Source organism: Arthrobacter sp. PvP023, from assembly GCF_017832975.1.
In the GTDB taxonomy this organism is placed as follows: Bacteria; Actinomycetota; Actinomycetes; order Actinomycetales; family Micrococcaceae; genus Arthrobacter.
Genome location: NZ_JAFIBI010000001.1, coordinates 618,436 through 637,092 on the forward strand (window position 1 = coordinate 618,436; position 18,657 = coordinate 637,092).

At 66.8% G+C, this 18,657-nt stretch carries 17 protein-coding genes and 1 riboswitch; of the genes, 12 read left to right on the top strand and 5 right to left on the bottom strand.

What is annotated here, in order from left to right:
* Window positions 1-188: 188 nt before the first annotated feature.
* Window positions 189-635 (top strand): SRPBCC family protein, encoded by a 447-nt coding sequence (locus tag JOE31_RS02885; protein WP_209742045.1) that lies wholly within the window; start codon window positions 189-191, stop codon window positions 633-635.
* Between the two features lie 21 nt (window positions 636-656).
* Here the strand turns inward: JOE31_RS02885 and JOE31_RS02890 are convergent, their stop codons facing one another.
* A complete protein-coding gene (locus tag JOE31_RS02890) occupies window positions 657-2,423 on the bottom strand; it encodes a CAP domain-containing protein (protein ID WP_209742046.1) in 1,767 nt (588 codons plus the stop codon).
* Between the two features lie 156 nt (window positions 2,424-2,579).
* Here JOE31_RS02890 and dcd point away from each other — a divergent pair, with 156 nt between their 5' ends.
* Window positions 2,580-3,155: a dCTP deaminase gene (gene dcd, locus JOE31_RS02895; RefSeq protein ID WP_043430109.1), complete on the top strand. Its 576-nt coding sequence runs from the start codon at window positions 2,580-2,582 to the stop codon at window positions 3,153-3,155.
* 105 nt (window positions 3,156-3,260) lie between these two features.
* Here dcd and JOE31_RS02900 read toward each other — a convergent pair whose 3' ends face one another.
* The 3 genes from JOE31_RS02900 to JOE31_RS02910 all read right to left on the bottom strand — a co-directional run bounded on the left by JOE31_RS02900 (window position 3,261) and on the right by JOE31_RS02910 (window position 6,406).
* A complete protein-coding gene (locus JOE31_RS02900; RefSeq protein WP_209742047.1) occupies window positions 3,261-4,451 on the bottom strand; it encodes a cation:proton antiporter in 1,191 nt (396 codons plus the stop codon).
* Between the two features lie 5 nt (window positions 4,452-4,456).
* Window positions 4,457-4,939 carry a cation:proton antiporter regulatory subunit gene (locus JOE31_RS02905; RefSeq protein ID WP_209742048.1) on the bottom strand — a complete coding sequence of 161 codons (483 nt, stop codon included), beginning with the start codon at window positions 4,937-4,939 and terminating at the stop codon, window positions 4,457-4,459.
* 63 nt (window positions 4,940-5,002) lie between these two features.
* Window positions 5,003-6,406, bottom strand: coding sequence for an MFS transporter (locus JOE31_RS02910; RefSeq protein WP_209742049.1), 1,404 nt, complete (start codon window positions 6,404-6,406; stop codon window positions 5,003-5,005).
* Window positions 6,407-6,627: 221 nt separating this feature from the next.
* Between JOE31_RS02910 and JOE31_RS02915 the strand changes: the two genes are divergently transcribed.
* The 6 genes from JOE31_RS02915 to mnhG are packed head-to-tail and all read left to right on the top strand — an operon-like array spanning window position 6,628 to window position 13,164.
* Window positions 6,628-9,672 (top strand): Na+/H+ antiporter subunit A, encoded by a 3,045-nt coding sequence (locus tag JOE31_RS02915; protein ID WP_209742050.1) that lies wholly within the window; start codon window positions 6,628-6,630, stop codon window positions 9,670-9,672.
* Window positions 9,669-10,307, top strand: coding sequence for a Na(+)/H(+) antiporter subunit C (locus JOE31_RS02920; RefSeq protein ID WP_209742051.1), 639 nt, complete (start codon window positions 9,669-9,671; stop codon window positions 10,305-10,307). Before JOE31_RS02915 ends, JOE31_RS02920 begins: the two co-directional genes overlap by 4 nt.
* Window positions 10,304-11,923, top strand: coding sequence for a Na+/H+ antiporter subunit D (locus tag JOE31_RS02925; RefSeq protein WP_209742052.1), 1,620 nt, complete (start codon window positions 10,304-10,306; stop codon window positions 11,921-11,923). The genes JOE31_RS02920 and JOE31_RS02925 overlap by 4 nt, the downstream gene beginning before the upstream one ends.
* Entirely contained in the window at window positions 11,920-12,465 is a 546-nt protein-coding gene (locus JOE31_RS02930) for a Na+/H+ antiporter subunit E (RefSeq protein ID WP_011693693.1), read from the top strand. Before JOE31_RS02925 ends, JOE31_RS02930 begins: the two co-directional genes overlap by 4 nt.
* Window positions 12,462-12,740 (top strand): monovalent cation/H+ antiporter complex subunit F, encoded by a 279-nt coding sequence (locus JOE31_RS02935; protein ID WP_209742053.1) that lies wholly within the window; start codon window positions 12,462-12,464, stop codon window positions 12,738-12,740. Before JOE31_RS02930 ends, JOE31_RS02935 begins: the two co-directional genes overlap by 4 nt.
* Window positions 12,730-13,164, top strand: a complete 435-nt coding sequence (gene mnhG, locus JOE31_RS02940) for a monovalent cation/H(+) antiporter subunit G (RefSeq protein ID WP_209742054.1) — start codon at window positions 12,730-12,732, stop codon at window positions 13,162-13,164. Before JOE31_RS02935 ends, mnhG begins: the two co-directional genes overlap by 11 nt.
* A 114-nt stretch (window positions 13,165-13,278) precedes the next feature.
* Here mnhG and JOE31_RS02945 read toward each other — a convergent pair whose 3' ends face one another.
* Window positions 13,279-13,542: a DUF4235 domain-containing protein gene (locus JOE31_RS02945; RefSeq protein ID WP_011693690.1), complete on the bottom strand. Its 264-nt coding sequence runs from the start codon at window positions 13,540-13,542 to the stop codon at window positions 13,279-13,281.
* A 151-nt stretch (window positions 13,543-13,693) separates the two neighbouring features.
* Window positions 13,694-13,836: riboswitch (TPP riboswitch) on the top strand.
* A 73-nt stretch (window positions 13,837-13,909) separates the two neighbouring features.
* Here JOE31_RS02945 and JOE31_RS02950 point away from each other — a divergent pair.
* The 4 genes from JOE31_RS02950 (at window position 13,910) to JOE31_RS02965 (ending at window position 18,605) form a co-directional block, all read left to right on the top strand.
* Window positions 13,910-14,542 carry an ECF transporter S component gene (locus JOE31_RS02950; protein WP_209742055.1) on the top strand — a complete coding sequence of 211 codons (633 nt, stop codon included), beginning with the start codon at window positions 13,910-13,912 and terminating at the stop codon, window positions 14,540-14,542.
* 16 nt (window positions 14,543-14,558) lie between these two features.
* A complete protein-coding gene (locus JOE31_RS02955) occupies window positions 14,559-16,172 on the top strand; it encodes an ABC transporter ATP-binding protein (RefSeq protein WP_209742056.1) in 1,614 nt (537 codons plus the stop codon).
* Window positions 16,169-16,972 carry an energy-coupling factor transporter transmembrane protein EcfT gene (locus JOE31_RS02960; RefSeq protein WP_209742057.1) on the top strand — a complete coding sequence of 268 codons (804 nt, stop codon included), beginning with the start codon at window positions 16,169-16,171 and terminating at the stop codon, window positions 16,970-16,972. Before JOE31_RS02955 ends, JOE31_RS02960 begins: the two co-directional genes overlap by 4 nt.
* A 109-nt stretch (window positions 16,973-17,081) precedes the next feature.
* A complete protein-coding gene (locus JOE31_RS02965; RefSeq protein WP_209742058.1) occupies window positions 17,082-18,605 on the top strand; it encodes a UDP-N-acetylglucosamine 1-carboxyvinyltransferase in 1,524 nt (507 codons plus the stop codon).
* The last annotated feature ends 52 nt before the right edge of the window (window positions 18,606-18,657 follow it).

Here is an 18,657-nt window from a genome sequence, read left to right on the forward strand (position 1 = left end):
AGAACAGGGACACGACCGCCAGGCGGCAGCACCCTTTCGATAACGCTTTGGTCCTTTCGATAACTGTTCGGTTAAGGCACGGCCGCGGCCGCTCCGGAGCCGTCCAGGCTGACTATCCTGTTGGGGTTAGCTGCAGTATCAGGGGAACGGGCTACGCAAGAAAGCTGTCCGACAATCAAGGGATCCCCGTGGCATTTGCAGAGTACGAGGTCGTCGTGGAACGCGATGCCATGACCGTGTACCACTTCCTGCAGGACGGGCTGAACCTTCCCTCATGGCGGGAAGGGATCCGGACCATTGAATTGCGTTCAGGTGCGGTGGGCGCGTGCGGCGCGGTCTACCAGCAGACCCTCGCCGGCCCCGCGGGCCGCCCCATTGCCGCCGACTTCCAGATCACCCAGCTCCGGCCGGGCGCCGAGATCCAGTTCCAAGTGGTCGCCGGGCCGGCCCGCCCGCACGGCGGCTACTACCTGAGCACCGAGGGAACAAAGACCCGGGTCAGGTTCGCCCTGGAGTCGCGACCCAAGGGCCTGGCCGGGCTGATGGACTTCATGATCCAACGGACCATGAAGTCTGAAGTCGCGCAGTTGGAACGCCTTAAGGAAGTCCTCGAAGCCCGGCCCGTGGAGCCGTAACCCGCGCGCAGGGCGAGGCCGCTATTGCGCGAGGCGCTGTCCCGCCCACGTTCCGGGGGTGGACGACGGCGACGCCAGGCTTCCCGTGCTGAGGTCCCAATACTGCACTACATCGCCGGCTCGTCGAAGGGCCAGCCCCGTTGAGTTCAGGCCCGTGACATCCCGCAGCGGACGGATGGCTGTAACGTCCGACCATCCGCTGGCCACCACCGCCCGGGCTTCGGTTCGCGGTACCGGCGCGCCCGAGCCGCGGAAGAGGCGGACGTACCCGTCCGACTGCCGGGCCAACAGGTCCTGGAAGCCGTCGCCGTCGTAATCCACCATTGCCAGCCGGTTCGCTGACACGCCTGACGCCATCAGGCTCCGCTCCACCAGGTCCGCTTTCCCGCGGTTCGGGTACAACCAGAGGTTCCCGGAGCTGTCCAGCGCCACCAGCTGCGGGAGCCGGTTGTTGGCGCACCACGCCCCCACCGCCAAGGTCATTCCGGCCCACCCGGACTTGCCCAATGTCACGCTTGGAAGGAACCCGCCGCCCGCCGAGCCTGCGTGCAGCGTGACCCTTCCATCAGTCCACTGGGCCATGACGTCAAAGACGCCGTCCCGGTCCCAGTCCGTGACAAAGAGTTCCTTGGCGGAGCCGAATCCGGTCCCGATGACCTGTTGCGCGCCGTATTGCCGGTTCCCCAGGGACGGACGGTTGATGAGTTCGCCGGATGCGTTCACCGAGACGAGGTCACCGGGACCCTTGATGGCGGCTGCCGCCAGGTCCGCCGTCGGCGGCATGTGCCGCACCATCGGATCGCACACGCTGGCGGGCGGTGGGGGCATCGCCGTGCTGCCGCCCGGGCTGCTGGTGGTTCCCGCAGGCAGCGTGCCGTATCCGAAGAAGTCCACCACGCCCCACATGGTGTAGCGGTTGGGCGTGGTCTGCCAGTTGCCGTCCGTGAAGGTGATCCCGATCCCCATCACGTTGAAGCGCGGGTCCTTCAGGATTGCGTTGTGGGCGGGCGAGCCCTTCCACCACTCCACAAGCTGTGCTGCGTCGCGGTCCCAGCGGACGGCAATGACCTCGCCGGCGCCGTTGGTGGGGCTGAGGGCCCGCGAATCGGTCCAGAAGCTGGAGCGGTGCTCGATCACTTCCCTGGACGCGATGCTGTCGGACCACTCCTGGGCCATGGCGGCCACTGTGGCGTGGTACTTCACGGCGGGCAGTCCGAACGAAGCGCGGTAGCTGTTGATGGCGTTGAACACCGCCAGGATCTGGGACGACGCGTCGTCCCGGACCAGGGCCTGCGTGGTCAGTGATTCGGTCCGGAGGGCTTCGGTGCCTGTCGTGGGTGCAGGCTGGGTCTGCGGCCCGGCCGGGGTGAGGGCCGCGAGATCGGCGTCGGTTGCGGACAACGGGGGAATGGACGCCGGCTCGGGCGGGGAGTCCGTTGATGACAGAGGCTGAGTGTCGGTGGAGAGTGCGCCGACGCCGCCGCCTGCGTCGGTCGTTCCTGAGGTATCGGCCAAAGCGGCAGTTGTGCCGCCCGGGTCCACTGCCGTGATGTCCGGGTCCACGGCGGGGATGAGGCGCCGCCCCGGCGCGTCATCCGCAGTGCCCGTGCCGCCGTCGTACACGAACGACGGCGGGCCGAGGGCAACGCTCTGCGCCTGCCGGGCCGCCACGGAGGACACATCGGGTTCCGGGCTTGAGGAAGGTCCCCCCAGCTGGCCGGCCGCAGGCGGTATGAGCGCCAGTGCGCAGATCATGGCTGCCAGTGTCCGTGCCGAAATCTTCCTCAAGCCAACCCCAGATCCGTCGGTGCCGCCTCCATCAGTGGGGAGTGCAACCGTCACAGCCGCAACATCAGACTCATCCTGTATCGGAGATGACGTTCCTTATCAGCAGTAACAGTAACCCCGGACAACGGGCTCGGCAATGGTGCGGTATTTTTGAGTGTGCTGATCTCTGACCGCGATATTCGTGCCGAAATTGATTCCCAACGGATTGTCCTGGATCCGTATGACCCGGTGATGGTCCAGCCGTCCTCCGTGGACGTCCGGATCGACCGGTTCTTCCGGTTGTTCGACAACCACAAGTACGCGCACATCGACCCCGCCGAGGACCAGCCTGAGCTGACGCGCCTCGTGGAAGTGGACCGCGGAGAGCCGTTCATCCTCCACCCGGGCGAGTTTGTGCTGGGCTCCACCTACGAAACCGTCACCTTGCCGGACGACATAGCGGCACGGCTCGAAGGAAAGTCCTCGCTGGGCCGGCTGGGGCTGCTGACGCACTCCACCGCAGGGTTCATCGATCCCGGGTTCTCCGGACACGTCACGCTGGAGCTTTCCAACATGGCCACGCTGCCCATCAAGCTGTGGCCCGGCATGAAGATCGGCCAGCTGTGCTTCTTCAAGCTCAGCTCCGCCGCCGAATTCCCCTACGGCTCCGGTGAGTACGGCAACCGCTACCAGGGCCAGCGCGGTCCCACCGCCAGCCGCAGCTACCTGAACTTCCACCGCACCGAGATCTGAGAGAGCGTCGCTGAAAAGGCGGCAGGATCTGAGAGAGCGTCGCTGAAAAAAGGCGGCAGGATCTGAGAGAGCGTCGCTGAAAAGGCGGCAGGATCTGAGAGAGCGTCAGATGGGGCGGGCGGCCGGCCGGGGTTTTGCCGGGCGGCGCAGCATCTTCACGACCGGCTCCACGTAGCGTGCCGCCAGCGGGCCCATGATGGCCATGATGAGCACGTAGGCCGTGGCCAGCGCCGCGAGATCGTGCGGCACCACACCGGAAGCCACTGCCAGGCCGGCGATGACGATGGAGAACTCACCGCGCGCAATCAGTGCTGCTCCCGCACGGAACCGGCCCGGCAGGCCAATTCCTGCCCGCTTGGCCGCCCAGATTCCCGTGATCATCTTGGTGGCGGCGGTGAGGACAGCCAGGATCAGCGCCCATCCCAGTACCGGCGGGATGGATGATGGGTCGGTGTTGAGGCCGAAGACCACGAAGAAGATGGCCGCGAAGAGGTCCCGGAGGGGTTCGAGGATCCGCGTTGCGCTGTGCGCCGTGGCGCCGGAAATGGCGATGCCCAGCATGAAGGCCCCCACCGCGGCCGAGACCTGCATGGCGGCGGCGAGGCCGGCAACCAGGAGCGCGGCGCCGAGAAGGTTCAGCAGGAACACCTCGGAATTTTCGCTGTGCACTGCCTTGGACACGTGGTGCCCGTGCCGGAGGGCCACTACCAGCACCACGGTGACCACGCCGAGCGATATTCCGACGGTCTGCAGCCCCACCAGGAAACTGACCCCGGCCAGCGTGGCGGTGAGGACGGGCAGGTAGACGGCCATCGCCAGGTCCTCGAAGACCAGGATGGACAGGACCACCGGGGTTTCGCGGTTACCGATCCGGCCGAGGTCCGTAATCACCTTGGCTGCGATGCCGGAGGACGAGATGTATGTGACGCCGCCCATCACCATCGCTCCCACCAGGCCCCAGCCCAGCAGCAGGGCCAGGCCCGCCCCCGGAATGAAGTTCAGGACGAGGTCCAGGACGCCGGCCTTCCACGACCGCCGGAGGCCGGTGACCAGCTCAGCCGCCGTATATTCCAATCCGAGCATAAGTAGCAGCAGGATGACGCCGATCTCGCCGGAAAGATGCGCGAATTCGTGCATGCCTTCCAGCTTGACCAGTCCGCCGGCCCCGAAAAACAGCCCGCCCACCAAATACAGGGGAATGGGGGACATCCCGATCCGCCCGGCCAGCCTGGCCAGCAGGCCAAGGCAGAACACGACGGCCCCCAGTTCGATGAGGGTTAGCGCGAGCGGATCCATGCCGCTCAGCCGTTGCGCAGGATATCGGCTGCTGTATCGAGGCCTTCTTGAGTTCCGACCGCCACGAGCAGGTCGCCGGGGTGAAGGACGACGTCCGGCCCCGGGGAGGGGAGCACCTCGCCTTCCCGCATGATGGCGACGATGGAGACGCCGCTGCGGGTGCGGATGCAGGCTTTGCCCATGGGCTGGTTGTGGAACGGTGAGTCCCCGCCGATGGAGAACTGGCGGGTGACGATCCCCGGGATTTCGCGGTGCTCTTCGGACAGCTGCATGGCCAGGCGCTGCCCGCCCAGCAGGTTGCCCAGAGCCGCCGCTTCGTCGGCGGTCAGCGGGATGGACGCCTGGCACGTGTCAGGATCGTCCCAGGTGGAAACGATCAGCTCGGTCTGACCTTCGCGGTATTCCACCACGCCGATTCGGCGGCCTGAAGCCGTCATGAAATCCTTACGCCTGCCGAGGCCAGGGAGGTCTGTCTCATCCACGTTCATGGCACCAGCCTAGTCCGCGAAGAGGGCGTTGGGGTGTCGAAACCACGAATTGCCGGCGGGACCTCAGTCCGCAGGAACCACGGCGATTTCCACCTTTCCGGGCGCCTTGACCGGCAGCAGCACCAGCAGCCCTGCGAGGAGCACCACCATGATGCCGAGGATGCCCCAGCGCTGGGCTTCGCCAGGTGCCACAAGCGGTGACGCCACCGCGATGCAGAGCGTGAAAAGTGTTGGTGCCAGGAAGCTGACCGCCCGGCCGGTGGTGGCGTAGAGGCCAAAGAGCTCCCCGGATTCGCCATGGGGTGCCAGCCGGGCAAGGTACGCGCGGGAGGAGGACTGGGCCGGTCCAACGAAGAGGCACAGGAACAGCCCGAAGACCCAGAACGTGGTGGTGCCGGCCCAGGCCTGGCCGAAGAAGACATAGCTGCCGTTGCCCAGGACCAGGATGACCGTGCCCGCAATCAGCAGTCCGACGAGCGAGCCGAGGATGACGGCTTTTGGCCCGATTCGGTCGTCCAGGAAGCCGCCGATCATGGCACCGACAGCCGCAACGATGTTGCCGAAGATGGCAAAGAAGATGACTTCCTTCAGTTGGAAACCGAAGGTTCCCGCGGCGATGATCCCGCCAAAAGTAAAGACGGCGGCCAGGCCGTCACGGAAGATGGCGCTGGCGAGGAGGAAGAAAATGGTGTGCGGGCTGGTCCGGTAGATCGCCTTGATGCGGCGTATGAGCAACCCGTAGGAAGCCAGGAACCCCAGCTTCGGACCCTGCTGCGGCCTGGGCAGTTCCGGCACGGCGAACAGGACGGGCAACGCAAAGATGAAAAACCAGAGGGCGGAGAACACCGCCACGAGGCGGATGTTGAGGCTCTCTTCGGTGGACGCGCCGAACCACGCGAAGCTGGGCTGGACGAACAGCTGCAGCACGATCAGCAGGGCGACGATGCCGCCCAGGTAGCCCATGCCCCAGCCGAAGCCGCTCACCTTGCCGATGTTCTTTGGGGTGGAAATCTGCGCCAGCATGGCGTTGTAGTTCACCCCGGCGAACTCGAAGAAAACGTTCCCCAGCGCGATCAGTGTGACGCCCAGCAGCAGGAACTCCGGCCGCGGAAACACGAAAAAGCACAATCCGGTGAGGACCGCGACGGCGGCCGTGTTGACCCCGAGCCACAGCTTCCGGCGGCCGCCGGTGTCCGAACGCTGGCCCGTTACCGGCGCCAGAAGGGCGATGGCCGCCCCGGCAATCGCCAGCGCGCCGCCGAGCACTGCGGAGGCCTGGTCTTCTCCGCCGAAGGCGTTGGAGGTCAGGTACACCGTGAACACGAACGTGGTCATCACGGCGTTGAAGGCCGCCGAGCCCCAGTCCCATGCGGCCCACGCGAGGACCTTGCCCTTGCTGGTGGCCGACGTTCCGGACTCCAGTTCGGACGGGGGCTGGGTGGCCGCGGAAGCGGCGACGGGGTTCATAGGCTGAATGCTATCCGCCCCCGGCGATACGGCGAACCATTTGCAACGGCGAGTGAACAGTCGGCGGAAACTCCCGGGCGCCGGTGAGAATCCGCCCCGGACAGCACGGGCACGTGGCAAAAGTGTTTGCATCCGCTTGATAAACTGTGTGCACCGAACCTGACGAATGACCGCCTGCTCCAACTTTTGACAATCGAATTCCTGACGTTGCGGAGACACCAGTGATCACAGTCCTTGCCGTGCATTTCGCGGTGGCTGCCGTGGCGCCGTTCTTCTTCCGAAAGTTCCGCAGGAACACGTTCTACGGGCTGGCGGCGGTCCCCGCCGGCTCATTCGTCTGGCTGCTCCTGCAGCGCGACGCCGTGTACCAGGGAGCATACGGGCAGGCCTCCGCCGCCCCACCTTTCACGGGCAGCGCCGTCACGGAAATCCTTCCTTGGATCCCGGAACTCAAGATCGAGCTGGCGTTCCGGATGGACCCCTTGTCCTGGATCATGTCACTGCTGGTGCTCGGCGTGGGTGCCCTGGTGCTGGTCTACTGTGCGCGCTACTTCAAGAACAAGGACAGCAACCTGGGCGGTTTCGGTGCCCAGCTCCTGGCCTTCGCGGGGGCGATGTTCGGCCTGGTCACGGCCGATGACCTGCTCCTGATGTTCATCTTCTGGGAACTCACCACCGTCCTGTCCTACCTGCTGATCGGCTACGCCCGCACCCGGCTCTCCGCCAGGCGCTCGGCCCTGCAGGCCCTGATGGTCACCACGGCGGGCGGCCTGGCCATGCTGGTGGGCCTCATTATTCTGGGCTCCAGCGCCGGAACCTACCGGATCTCGGCCATCCTGGAACAGGCTCCCGGGCTGACCACCGGGCCGGCAGCGGGGGCCGTGGGCGCCGCCGTCGTCCTGATCCTCATCGGTGCCGTGACCAAGTCCGCACTGATCCCGTTCCATTTCTGGCTCCCCGGAGCCATGGCGGCGCCCACACCGGTGAGCGCCTACCTCCATGCCGCGGCGATGGTGAAGGCCGGCGTCTACCTCGTGGCGCGGCTGGCGCCGGGCTTCGCGGAGACGGCGTACTGGCTGCCCATGGTGCTGGGACTCGGCCTGGCCACCATGCTGGTGGGCGGGTACCGCGCGCTGCGGCAGACCGACATCAAGCTGATCCTGGCGTACGGCACGGTGAGCCAGCTCGGCTTCCTCACCATGGTGGTGGGCCTCGGCAAACCCGATGCGGCCCTGGCCGGGTTGGCCCTGCTCCTGGCCCACGGGCTCTTCAAGGCCACCCTGTTCCTGGTGGTGGGCATCATCGACCACCAGTCCGGAACCCGCGATCTCCGCAAGCTCTCCGGCGTCTACAAGTCCTCCCGTGCCCTGGCCGTGGTTGCGGCCATCGGTGCCGCGTCAATGGCCGGCATCCCCCCGCTGGCAGGCTTCGTGGCCAAGGAATCGGTGTTCGAGGCCTTCGTGCACTACGGCACGTCCGCTGATGCGGCCGGCTCCTGGGGCCTGGTGGTGCTCGGGGGACTGGTCCTGGGGTCCATCCTTACCTTCGCCTACAGCGCCCGTTTTATGTGGGGCGCCTTCGCGTCGAAGCCTGGCATCGACCCCACGCCGTTCAAGGCCATCAAGCCGTCCTTCCTCGCCGCCCCCGCCCTGCTGAGCCTGCTCACGATCGTCTACGGCCTGTGGCCGGCGCCGGTTGACGGCTGGATCCAGCCCTACGCCGCGGGATTCGTGCACGACGGCGGCGATCCGGCCACCGCCGCGGGACACCTCGCGCTGTGGCACGGACTCACGCCCGCGCTGGGCCTGACGGCCATCACCTTCGTGCTCGGCCTGGCGATGTTCTACGGCCGCAACCTGGTCGCCAGGGGCCAGAGCCTGGTACCGGCGTGGGTGGACGGCGACCGCGCCTACCAATTGACCATCGGTGCGCTGGATGACGTTGCCGTGTGGGTCACGGGACGCACGCAGCGTGGTTCGCTGTTCTTCTACCTCGCAGTGATCCTCACGGTGGCGTTCACCCTTCCGCTCACCGCCCTGCTCATCGCCGGGAAGCCCCTGCCGGACGGGCTGTACTTCATCGATCCCAATTCTCCGCTGCAGCTGGTGGCCGGGGCCGGCATCGTGATCGGGGCGCTGGCAGCCGTGCGGGCGAACAAGCGGTTCCTCGCGGTGCTGATGGTCTCCGTGACCGGCTACGGCATCGCCCTGATGTTCGCGCTGCAGGGCGCACCGGACCTCGCCCTGACCCAGATGCTGGTGGAAACCATCATCCTGGTGGCGTTTGTCCTGGCCATGCGCAGCCTGCCGGCCGAACTCCGGGACCGCACAGGCGGCAAGTACCGGGTGATCCGCGTGATCATCGGGGCGGCGTTCGGAGTCACCATGATCTTCGTGGCCATCTACGCCATGGGCGCGCGGGTCGCGACGCCCGTCGCCCTGGAGTTCCCGAGGCTTGCCTACGAAGGCGGCGGGGGACTGAACATCGTCAACGTCACCCTCGTGGACATCCGGGCGTGGGACACCTTCGGCGAAATCTCCGTCCTGGCACTGGCCGCCACCGGCGTCGCCAGCCTCATCTTCGTCAAGGGGCGCGGCGACGGCATCCGGGCCTCATCCTCCGTGGCCGAAGGAACAGTAGGCCGGCGCTCCGGTGCGGGCCAGAGCTCCCGTGACAGCGCCGCGCTGGCCCTGAGCCGCAAATTCGCGGCCTCCACCCGGGACGCCTGGCTCGTGGCAGGACGCACCATGGCCCCCGAGCGCCGCTCCATCATCTTCGAAGTGGTCACGCGGTTGGTGTTCCACTCGATGATCGTCTTCTCCATCTACCTCCTGCTCGCCGGTCACAACCTTCCGGGCGGCGGCTTCGCCGGCGGTCTGACGGCCGGGCTCGCCCTGACCATCCGCTACCTCGCCGGTGGCCGCTTCGAACTGCGGGAGGCCACGCCGGTGGGCGCGGGAACGCTCCTCGGAATCGGGCTGGCCACGGCGGCGGCGTCCGGAGTGGTGCCGCTCCTGCTGGGCGGGCAGGTGTTCCAGAGCGCCATCATCGAACTGTGGCTGCCGGTGTTCGGCGACATCAAGTTCGTCACCTCCACCATCTTCGACATCGGCGTCTACATCGTGGTGGTGGGCCTGGTGCTGGACGTGCTGCGCAGCCTGGGCGCAGAAATCGATGAGCACTTTGAAGAGAACCCCGAGGGCGAGACCGAAGGGCAGGAACCGGACGGGATTCCCGCCGAAACCACCGGGAGGGGGAAGGCATGAGCGTCAACCTGACATTGCTGACCGTCATGGGCGCGCTCTATGCCTGCGGAATCTACCTGATCATGGAACGCAGCCTCACCAGGGTGCTGCTGGGCCTGATGCTGCTGGCCAACGCCACCAACCTGCTGATCCTGGCCACCGGCGGCTACGCCGGCCTGGCGCCCATGTTCAGCAAGGACACGGACCCCCGCGACTACAACGACCCCCTCCCGCAGGCACTGATCCTGACATCGATCGTGATTTCCTTCGCAGTGACCGCTTTCATGCTGGGCATCATCTACCGGACCTGGGTGCTGGCCCGCCGCGATGAGATCCAGGACGACGTCGAGGACATCCGCGTCGCCGAGACCCCCAGCTTCGACGCGGAGGATGATTCCGAGATTCCGGTGGAGACCTCAGAGTTCCCGCTGACCATGATTGGTTCGGACGGCAGGGGCATCAGTGATTCTGACCTGTCCGCGGACAACGGTTCCGCCGGCAGCGGTTCCGGCCGCGGCACGTCAGGCGGCGGCCCGGAAGGCGGCGTGGCCACCGTGAAGGCCGGCGACCGCAAGATCAAAGCCAAGGACGCCGCTGCGGAAGAGCAGCCCGGCTCCCAAAACGTGACACCCGGCCCGGAAGGAGGCGTGAAGTGAACATCGCAAGCTTTGCCCCGCTCGCCGTCGTACTTCCCATCCTCGGTGCCGCCCTGACATTTGTGCTGATCCGGCACTCCCGGGCCCAGCGGGCCGTCAGCATTACGCTGCTCTCTCTGACGCTCCTGCTGGAATGCGTGCTGCTGGCTTCCGTCTGGGACGGCGGAACCGCGGCCGTCAACATCGGCGGCTGGCTGCCGCCGTGGGGCATCGTGATGGTGGTGGACCAGTTCTCGTCCCTGATGCTGGTGGTCTCCTCCACGGTCAGCCTCGCGGTGCTGGTGTACGCCACAGGCCAGGGCATGGCCGACGGCGACCAGGACGCACCGCTGTCGATCTTCCACCCCACCTACCTGATCCTGGTGGCCGGCGTGTCCAACGCGTTCCTGTCGGGTGACCTCTTCAACCTCTACGTGGGGTTCGAGATCCTGCTGACGGCAAGCTACGTGCTGATGACCCTCGGCGGGACCGGTCCCCGCATCCGTGCCGGCGTGACCTACGTGGTGGTCTCCGTGGTGTCCTCCGTCCTGTTCCTGATCGCCATCGCCATGATCTACGGCGCCACCGGAACCATCAACATGGCGGACCTCGCCGTCAAGCTCGCGGACCTGGACTCCGGAACGCGGATGCTGCTGCACGTGATGCTGCTGGTGGCCTTCGGCATCAAGGCGGCTGTCTTCCCGTTGTCCTTCTGGCTTCCTGACTCGTACCCCACCGCACCGGCCCCCGTCACGGCGGTGTTCGCCGGCTTGCTGACCAAGGTGGGCGTCTATGCCATGGTGCGCACCGAGACGCTCCTCTTCCCGGGGGACTCGCTGAACACTCCGCTGATGGTGGCGGCATTACTGACCATGGTGGTGGGAATCCTGGGTGCGCTGGCCCAGAGCGACATCAAGCGTCTGCTCTCGTTCACCCTCGTCAGCCACATCGGCTACATGGTGTTCGGGCTGGCGATGTCCTCGGTGGCCGGGCTCGGCGCGGCAGTGTTCTACGTGGCCCACCACATCACCATCCAGACCAGTCTCTTCCTGGTCACGGGCCTGATCGAACGCCGCGGCGGAAGCTCGTCGATCGACCGCGTCGCCGGCCTGGCCAAGCTGTCCCCGATCCTGGCCCTGCTGTTCTTCATCCCCGCCATGAACCTGGCCGGCATCCCGCCGTTCTCGGGTTTCCTGGGCAAGCTCGGGCTGCTGCAGGCCGGTGTGCAGCTTGGCACCCCGCTGGCCTACGCCCTGGTGATCGGCGGCGTCGTGACCAGCCTGCTGACGCTCCTGGCCATCGCCCGTGTGTGGAACCGCGCGTTCTGGCGCAAACCCGAGGACGCCGAGAACCCGGACCCCGTGCTGCTCGCGGCCCCTGAGGACTCCGACACGGGCGACCGCGCGGGCAAGCGCAACGTCACGCTGCTGCCGCGGACGATGGTGGGATCAACCCTGGGCCTCGTGGCCTTCGGCGTGGCGCTCACCGTCTTTGCCGGCCCGCTCTTCCGGGTGGCGGACCAGTCGGCCGTGGAAATGCTGGACCGGTCCGCGTACATCCAGGCCGTGCTGGGCGAAAACGCCCCCGTGCCCCCGATCGCGCAGCCTGAGCCTGTGCAGCAGGAGGGGAAGAAATGAACCGCCGACGGATCTCAATCCGGCAGGAACTGCCCCTGCTGGTCTGGCTGGTGTTCGTCTGGGCCGCGCTCTGGCAGGACTTCAGCCCCGGTAACCTGCTGTTCGGTGCGCTGATCGCCGTCGTGGTGGCACGGCTTTTCTACCTGCCCCCGGTGGAGCTGGGCGGCCGCTTCAGCATCGTGCGGGCAGTCCCCTTCGCCCTGGTGTTCCTGGCCAAGGTGGTGGCCGCCAGCTTCCAGGTGCTGTACCTCGCGTTGGCCCGCGGGCCCAAGGTGACCAACGCCGTCGTCGCCGTCAAACTGCGAAGCCACTCGGACCTGATGGTGACGGCCACCGGCCACGTCATCTCGCTGATTCCGGGCTCGCTGGTGGTGGAGGTGGACCGCTCCACGTCCACGCTCTACATCCACGGGCTGAATGTGCGGAGCGGAGAGGACATTGTGAACCTGCGCAAAGAGGTCCGGGATGCCGAGGCGGCACTGATCAGGATCATGGGCACCCGCGAGGAACTGGCCGCACTGAAACAGGAGGTGGGCGCATGATGGACGTCGTCCTGACCGTAACGGCCGTGATCCTGTCCCTGGCGGCAGCCGGGGCGATTGTCCGGATCGCCATCGGCCCGTCCCTGCTGGACCGGGTGCTGGCCTCTGACGTGCTGCTGGCCATCATCGGTGCCACGCTCTGCATCGACATGGCCGTCAACCGGCACCTGAACAACCTGATGCTGCTCGTGGCGCTGTCCATCATCGGGTTCATCGGGTCCGTGACCGTGGCGCGCTTCGTGGCCGACCGGCGGGAGCAGCCCCATGAATCCTGAACCATCCGCCGTGGACACAGTCATTGATGCAGTGTCGGCCATCTTTATGGTGGTGGGCGCCCTGATGTCCCTCGGTGCGGCGATCGGCCTGTTGCGCTTCCCCGACCTGATGAGCAGGATGCACGCCGCCACGAAGCCCCAGGTGCTGGGACTCTTCCTGCTGCTGGCCTCGGTGGGCCTGCAGCTGCGGACCTGGTGGGTGTGGCCCGTGCTGTTCGTGGCGTGGATCTTCCAGGTGCTCACCGTTCCGGTGTCCGCCCACATGGTGGGCAGGGCGGGTTACCGCACCAAGCACCTGCACAAGGAACTGCTCACCACGGATGAACTGGAGGCCGTAGTGCTGAAGGCAGCCGACAAGAAGGCCGCCGCGAGGCAGGAATCAGAAAAGCGCGCCGCCGTCGAGGGTGACGACGGCGCAGCCTAAGGGGCGCCCGCAAGAAGTTCCGGGCCGCCACCCCTGGTGAAGTTCTTGTCCAGATAACGCGACTTGGCGGCCGATCAGCTCCCGTTACCTGGACAAAAACTCTCCCGAGTGGGCCTAGACGATGTCCTGGCTCTTGGCGAAGCGGGTGATGGCACGCTGCGTGCCCCGGTTGGCCAGGACCTGGATGATGGCGCTGACAGCCGCCGAGATCAGCGCAAAGGTCAGGGCGCTGCGCAGGGTGGTGGGGACGTCGTCCTTGTCGCCCTTCGGGGGCTTGCGGCCGGTGATCTTTTCCCAGACGACGTCAACGGCCTTGGTGCCGGCGAATCCGGCAAGCAGGCTCACTCCGGTTCCAAGCAGCTTGATGAAAAAACTCACTCCAGTACCCCTTTACAGGTGGGAAACAACGGAAACAGGGCTTCCCCTAGCCTAGCCGCATCAACCCGGCCGCATCACCGCGCATTGTGACACCCTCCCCGGGATTTCGCGGGCCCGCGGGTGTAAACTGATCCACGCCCACAAGGGCGAATTGATACGACAGGGGAGCGTCGCCGTCGGGCATCACTGGAACATTCCAGGGAACCGGAGGCGGGCGCTGAGAGTGCGGACAGCCGCAGACCCTCGAACCTGATCCGGTTAGTACCGGCGCAAGGGAGTCGAGTTCTCAGAGTGTCCGGCAGCAGGCGGCGGAAGCCGCGGACGGTCCGGGGAACACTCTCCCCTCCTGTACCTCAGGAGGAAGAAAATGACTGGAATTACGGCCAAGCAGACGCTTGGCAACAGCAAGTACAACTGGCGTGTGGTGGACATTGTGGTTGCCGCGTTGATCGCAGTAGCCGGAGGCGTCATTTTCTGGGCCTGGTCCCAGGGGGCTGCCGCAGTTTCGCCGCCCATGAACGCCGTCTACCCGCCGCTGACCGGCCTTATCGCAGGCGGCTGGATGATTCCCGCCGTCCTGGGCATGCTGATCATCCGCAAGCCCGGAGCCGCCCTGTTCTGCGAAACAGTGGCCGCCACGGGTGAGCTGATCATGGGCTCGCAGTACGGCGCATCGGTGCTGTTCTCCGGCTTCGTGCAGGGGCTCGGCGCGGAGATCATCTTCGCGGTGTTCGTTTACAAGAAGTTCAACCTGCCCGTTTCGCTGCTGGCCGGTGCCGCTGCAGGCCTCTTCTGCGGCCTGAACGACTCGTTCGCACCGTGGGGCTGGAACATCGCCTACGCTGCCGGCGACAAGCTGGCCTACATCATCTTCACGGCCATCTCCGGCGCCATCATCGCCGGCGGCCTGTCCTGGCTCGCCACCCGCGGACTGGCCCGGACCGGTGTGCTGAGCTCCTTCGCGTCCCGCAAGGCAGCGACGGAGCCTGTCTTCTCCTGATGAACGCACACTGCTCATGACGCCTTCCGACACCGTCCGCCCGGCAGCGGTTACGGCACGCGGCTGGGGCTGGCGGCATGCCGGCCGGTCCCGGCCCGCCGTCCACGGCTTGGACCTGGACATTCAGCCGGGCGAACGCGTGCTGCTGCTGGGTCCCTCCGGCGCGGGCAAATCCACGCTGCTGCACGCACTCGCCGGGGTGCTCGGGGACAGCGACTCCGGAGCCCACCACGACGGAACGCCGGATGCCGACGACTCCGACGAGACCGGTTCCCTGCTCATCGACGGTGCCCCGCCGCGTGCTCAGCGCGGCCGCGCCGGCCTCATGCAGCAGGACCCCGAGACGCAGGTGGTCCTTTCCCGCGTGGGGGACGACGTCGCCTTCGGCGCCGAGAACCTCGCCGTGCCGCGCGCGGACATCTGGACTCGTGTCGGAGAGGCGCTCGACGACGTCGGGCTGGCCCACCTGCCGCTGGACCACCCGACGTCGGCCCTGTCCGGCGGGCAGAAGCAGCGCCTCGCGCTTGCCGGGATCCTCGCCATGCGCCCGGGACTGCTGCTCCTCGACGAGCCCACTGCCAACCTGGACCCTGCCGGCGTCCTGGAAGTCCGTGACGCCGTGGGCCGGTGCCTGGACAAGACCGGGGCAACGCTGGTGGTGGTGGAACACCGCGTGGGCGTGTGGAAGGACCTTGTGGACCGGATCGTGGTGCTGCAGCCGGGATCTTCCACGGACACCGCGGTGCTCCTGGACGGCCCTCCGGACCGGGTCCTGGCAGAGGCGCGGGACATGCTCGTCTCCGCCGGCGTATGGGTGCCCGGGTACGTGCCCGCCACCCGGGCGCGAACGGGTGATGCAGGAGTGCCGGGTGCCACTGGAACGCAGGGCGAGCCGGGGGCCGGGAACCTCCTGCTGGCCGCCGAAAACCTTGCCGTGTCCCGCGAACGCCCCCGCCGGCGGCGCTTCAAGGCTGTCCCGCCGGTCCCCGTGCAGTCCGGCATCACGGCGCAGGTCCGCGCCGGCCAGGCATTGACCATCACGGGTCCCAACGGTTCCGGAAAGTCCACGTTTGCCCTGACCCTCGCCGGGCTGCTCCAGCCGGTGGAGGGCTCGGTTTCCGCCACGGTCGACCTCAGCCAAGGTGCCGGCATTGACCCGTACAAGTGGAAGGCGGAGCAGTTGATCTCCCGGATCGGCACCGTGTTCCAGGAACCGGAGCACCAGTTCGTCACCGGCCGGGTGCTGGATGAGCTGATGTTCGGCCCGCGGCACCTGGGCCACGGCGAGGATCGCGTGGACGAACTCCTGGAGCGCCTCCGGCTGACCAAGCTGGTGGACGCCAACCCCTACACACTCTCCGGCGGGGAGAAGCGCCGGCTGTCTGTCGCCACCGTCCTGGCCGCGCATCCCCGCGTGCTGATCCTGGACGAGCCCACGTTCGGCCAGGACGCCAACACCTGGGCCGAGCTCGCCTCCTTCCTCTCCGAACTCCTCGACGCCGGCACCGCCGTGGTGTCGGTGACCCACGACCAGGAGTTCAGCGACGTCCTGGGCGGTACCGAGCTGAAACTGGGCGCGCCCGAACCCGGGCGGCCAGGACTGCGCAACCCGAAGGTGGCTGCACCATGAGGCAAGCGCTGACCCTGCAGGCGAACCACGCCCTGCTCACCCGGGCCAATCCGCTGGCCAAGTTCGCCGTCGTCATGCTGATGACCGTGGTGCTGGCGCTGTCCATCGACTGGGTGTCCGCCTCCGTGGCGCTGGCCTTCGAGCTGCTGCTCTTTCCGCTGGCGGGACTGACCGTCGCGTTGCTCTGGCAGCGTGGCTGGCCGCTGATCCTGGCGGCTGCACTGGGCGGCTGGAGCACCTCGATTCTGGCGCCTGACGCCGGAAGGATACTGCTCGACGTCGGCATCTGGTCCATCAGTGAAGGTTCGCTGGAGCTGGGGCTGGGATTCCTGCTGCGGGGGGTGGCGATCGCCCTCCCCGCGGTGCTGTTGATGAGTTGCACGGACCCGACCGACCTGGCAGACGCCCTCGCCCAGAAAGCGAAGCTGCCGCACCGCTTCGTGCTGGGTACGCTAGCCGCCATGCGGCTCGTGGGGCTGATGGCCGAAGAATGGCAGACGATCGGCATGGCCCGGCGCGCCCGCGGTGTGGGCTCGCACGGCAGTCCGGCGCAGCGCCTCAAGGCCACGCTCGGACAGAGCTTTGGGCTCCTGGTCCAGGCCGTGCGCCGGGCGTCACGGCTGGCCGTCACCATGGAGGCTCGGGGGTTCGGCGGTGCGCAGCGGACCTGGGCGCGTGAGTCCACGTTCAGCATGCTGGACATCTGGGTAGTTCTCGGCGGCGTGCTGATTGCCGCCGCGGCAGTGTCCGCGGCAGTCGGTGCGGGGGCCTGGAACATGGTGTTCCTCGGGCAGCAGTAGCTTCCGGGGCCGGCGCCCGCATATCGCACGAAGTGGATATTTTGTGAGTTTGAGTGCACTTTCCGGCGTTTCGAATGGCCGAATAGCTCATGCGTGATATTTTTCTTGTATGACTCAAGAGACTGCTGAACACGTTGGCCTGCTGCTCCGCGATGCCCGCGGGGAGAAGGGCTGGACCCAGGGGCAGCTGGCAGCCGAGCTGGGCACCAGCCAAAGCGCCATCGCCCGGATGGAACAGGGCAAGCAGAACCTCAGCCTCAAAATGATCCAGCGGCTTGAGGCCATTGTTGGACGCAGCATCGTCAAAGTGGGCCGGCCGCAGATGACGCACCTCCGGGTGGAGGGCGGCCGCACGCTATCCGGTTCGGTGGACGTCAACAGCAGCAAGAACGCCGGAGTTGCCCTTCTCTGCGCCAGCCTCATCAACCGCGGCACCACCACGCTGCGCCGGCTGGCCCGGATCGAGGAAGTGAACCGGATCGTGGAGGTCCTGACCAGTATCGGCGTCGAATGCACCTGGCTCAATGCCAACGATCTGCAGATCCGCCGCCCCGCCGTGCTGGACCTGGACTCCATGGACGTGGAGGCTGCCCGCCGCACCCGCAGCGTGATCATGCTGCTGGGGCCGCTCCTGGACGAGTCCGCGGAGTACCGCCTCCCGTACGCGGGCGGCTGCGACCTTGGCACCCGCACCGTGGAGCCGCACATGCAGGCCCTGCGCCAGTTCGGCCTGTCGGTGGAAGCCACGTCCGGCTTCTATTCGGTGCAGGCACCGCCGGCCGACGGCGACAACCGCACCTTTGTGCTGAGCGAACGCGGTGACACAGTCACCGAAAACGCCATCATGGCGGCCGCCCACCGCCGCGGCACCACGGTGATCCGCAACGCCAGCCCCAACTACATGGTGCAGGATCTCTGCTTCTACCTGCAGGGCCTGGGCGTGGAGATCGACGGCGTGGGGACCACCACCCTGAAAATCACCGGGCTGCCCTCCATCGACGTCGACATCGAGTACTTCCCGTCCGAGGACCCCATCGAAGCGATGAGCCTCATCACGGCCGGCATCGTGACCAATTCCGAGGTCACCATCCGCCGGGTTCCCATCGAGTTCATGGAGATCGAACTGGCCACCCTGGAGCAGATGGGCCAGGAACTGGAGATTTCCGGGGAGTACTTTGCCCGTAACGGCCGTACCCGGCTGGTGGACGTCACTACGAAGCCCTCCGCATTGCATGCCCCGACGGACAAGATCCACCCCATGCCGTTCCCCGGCCTGAACATCGACAACCTGCCGTTTTTCGCCGTCATTGCCGCGAATGCCGAAGGCCAGACCATGATCCACGACTGGGTCTACGAGAACCGGGCCATCTACCTCACCGAGCTGAACAAGCTGGGGGCCCGCGTCCAACTGCTGGACCCGCACCGGATCTACGTCAACGGACCCACCAGGTGGCGTGCCGCCGAGGTGGGCTGCCCGCCCGCCCTCCGCCCGGCCGCCTGTATCCTGCTGGCCATGCTGGCTGCCCGCGGTGTTTCGGAACTGCGCAACATCTACGTGATCGAGCGCGGGTACGAGGACCTGGCCGAGCGGCTCAACACCATCGGTGCGAAGATCGAGTACTTCCAGGACTGACCCGTTCCGCCCTGTAAGGCAGGCGCCGTTGCGGCGCCTGTCTTACAGGGCG

Excerpts from the sequence above, each read along its gene's own strand:
- mnhG (WP_209742054.1), top strand. The coding sequence starts at position 12,730 with ATGAATCCTGAACCATCCGCCGTGGACACAGTCATTGATGCAGTGTCG.
- JOE31_RS02935 (WP_209742053.1), top strand. The coding sequence starts at position 12,462 with ATGATGGACGTCGTCCTGACCGTAACGGCCGTGATCCTGTCCCTGGCG.
- JOE31_RS02950 (WP_209742055.1), top strand. The coding sequence starts at position 13,910 with ATGACTGGAATTACGGCCAAGCAGACGCTTGGCAACAGCAAGTACAAC.
- JOE31_RS02900 (WP_209742047.1), bottom strand. The coding sequence starts at position 4,451 with ATGGATCCGCTCGCGCTAACCCTCATCGAACTGGGGGCCGTCGTGTTC.
- JOE31_RS02910 (WP_209742049.1), bottom strand. The coding sequence starts at position 6,406 with ATGAACCCCGTCGCCGCTTCCGCGGCCACCCAGCCCCCGTCCGAACTG.
- JOE31_RS02960 (WP_209742057.1), top strand. The coding sequence starts at position 16,169 with ATGAGGCAAGCGCTGACCCTGCAGGCGAACCACGCCCTGCTCACCCGG.
- JOE31_RS02955 (WP_209742056.1), top strand. The coding sequence starts at position 14,559 with ATGACGCCTTCCGACACCGTCCGCCCGGCAGCGGTTACGGCACGCGGC.
- JOE31_RS02920 (WP_209742051.1), top strand. The coding sequence starts at position 9,669 with ATGAGCGTCAACCTGACATTGCTGACCGTCATGGGCGCGCTCTATGCC.
- JOE31_RS02965 (WP_209742058.1), top strand. The coding sequence starts at position 17,082 with ATGACTCAAGAGACTGCTGAACACGTTGGCCTGCTGCTCCGCGATGCC.
- JOE31_RS02930 (WP_011693693.1), top strand. The coding sequence starts at position 11,920 with ATGAACCGCCGACGGATCTCAATCCGGCAGGAACTGCCCCTGCTGGTC.
- JOE31_RS02905 (WP_209742048.1), bottom strand. The coding sequence starts at position 4,939 with ATGAACGTGGATGAGACAGACCTCCCTGGCCTCGGCAGGCGTAAGGAT.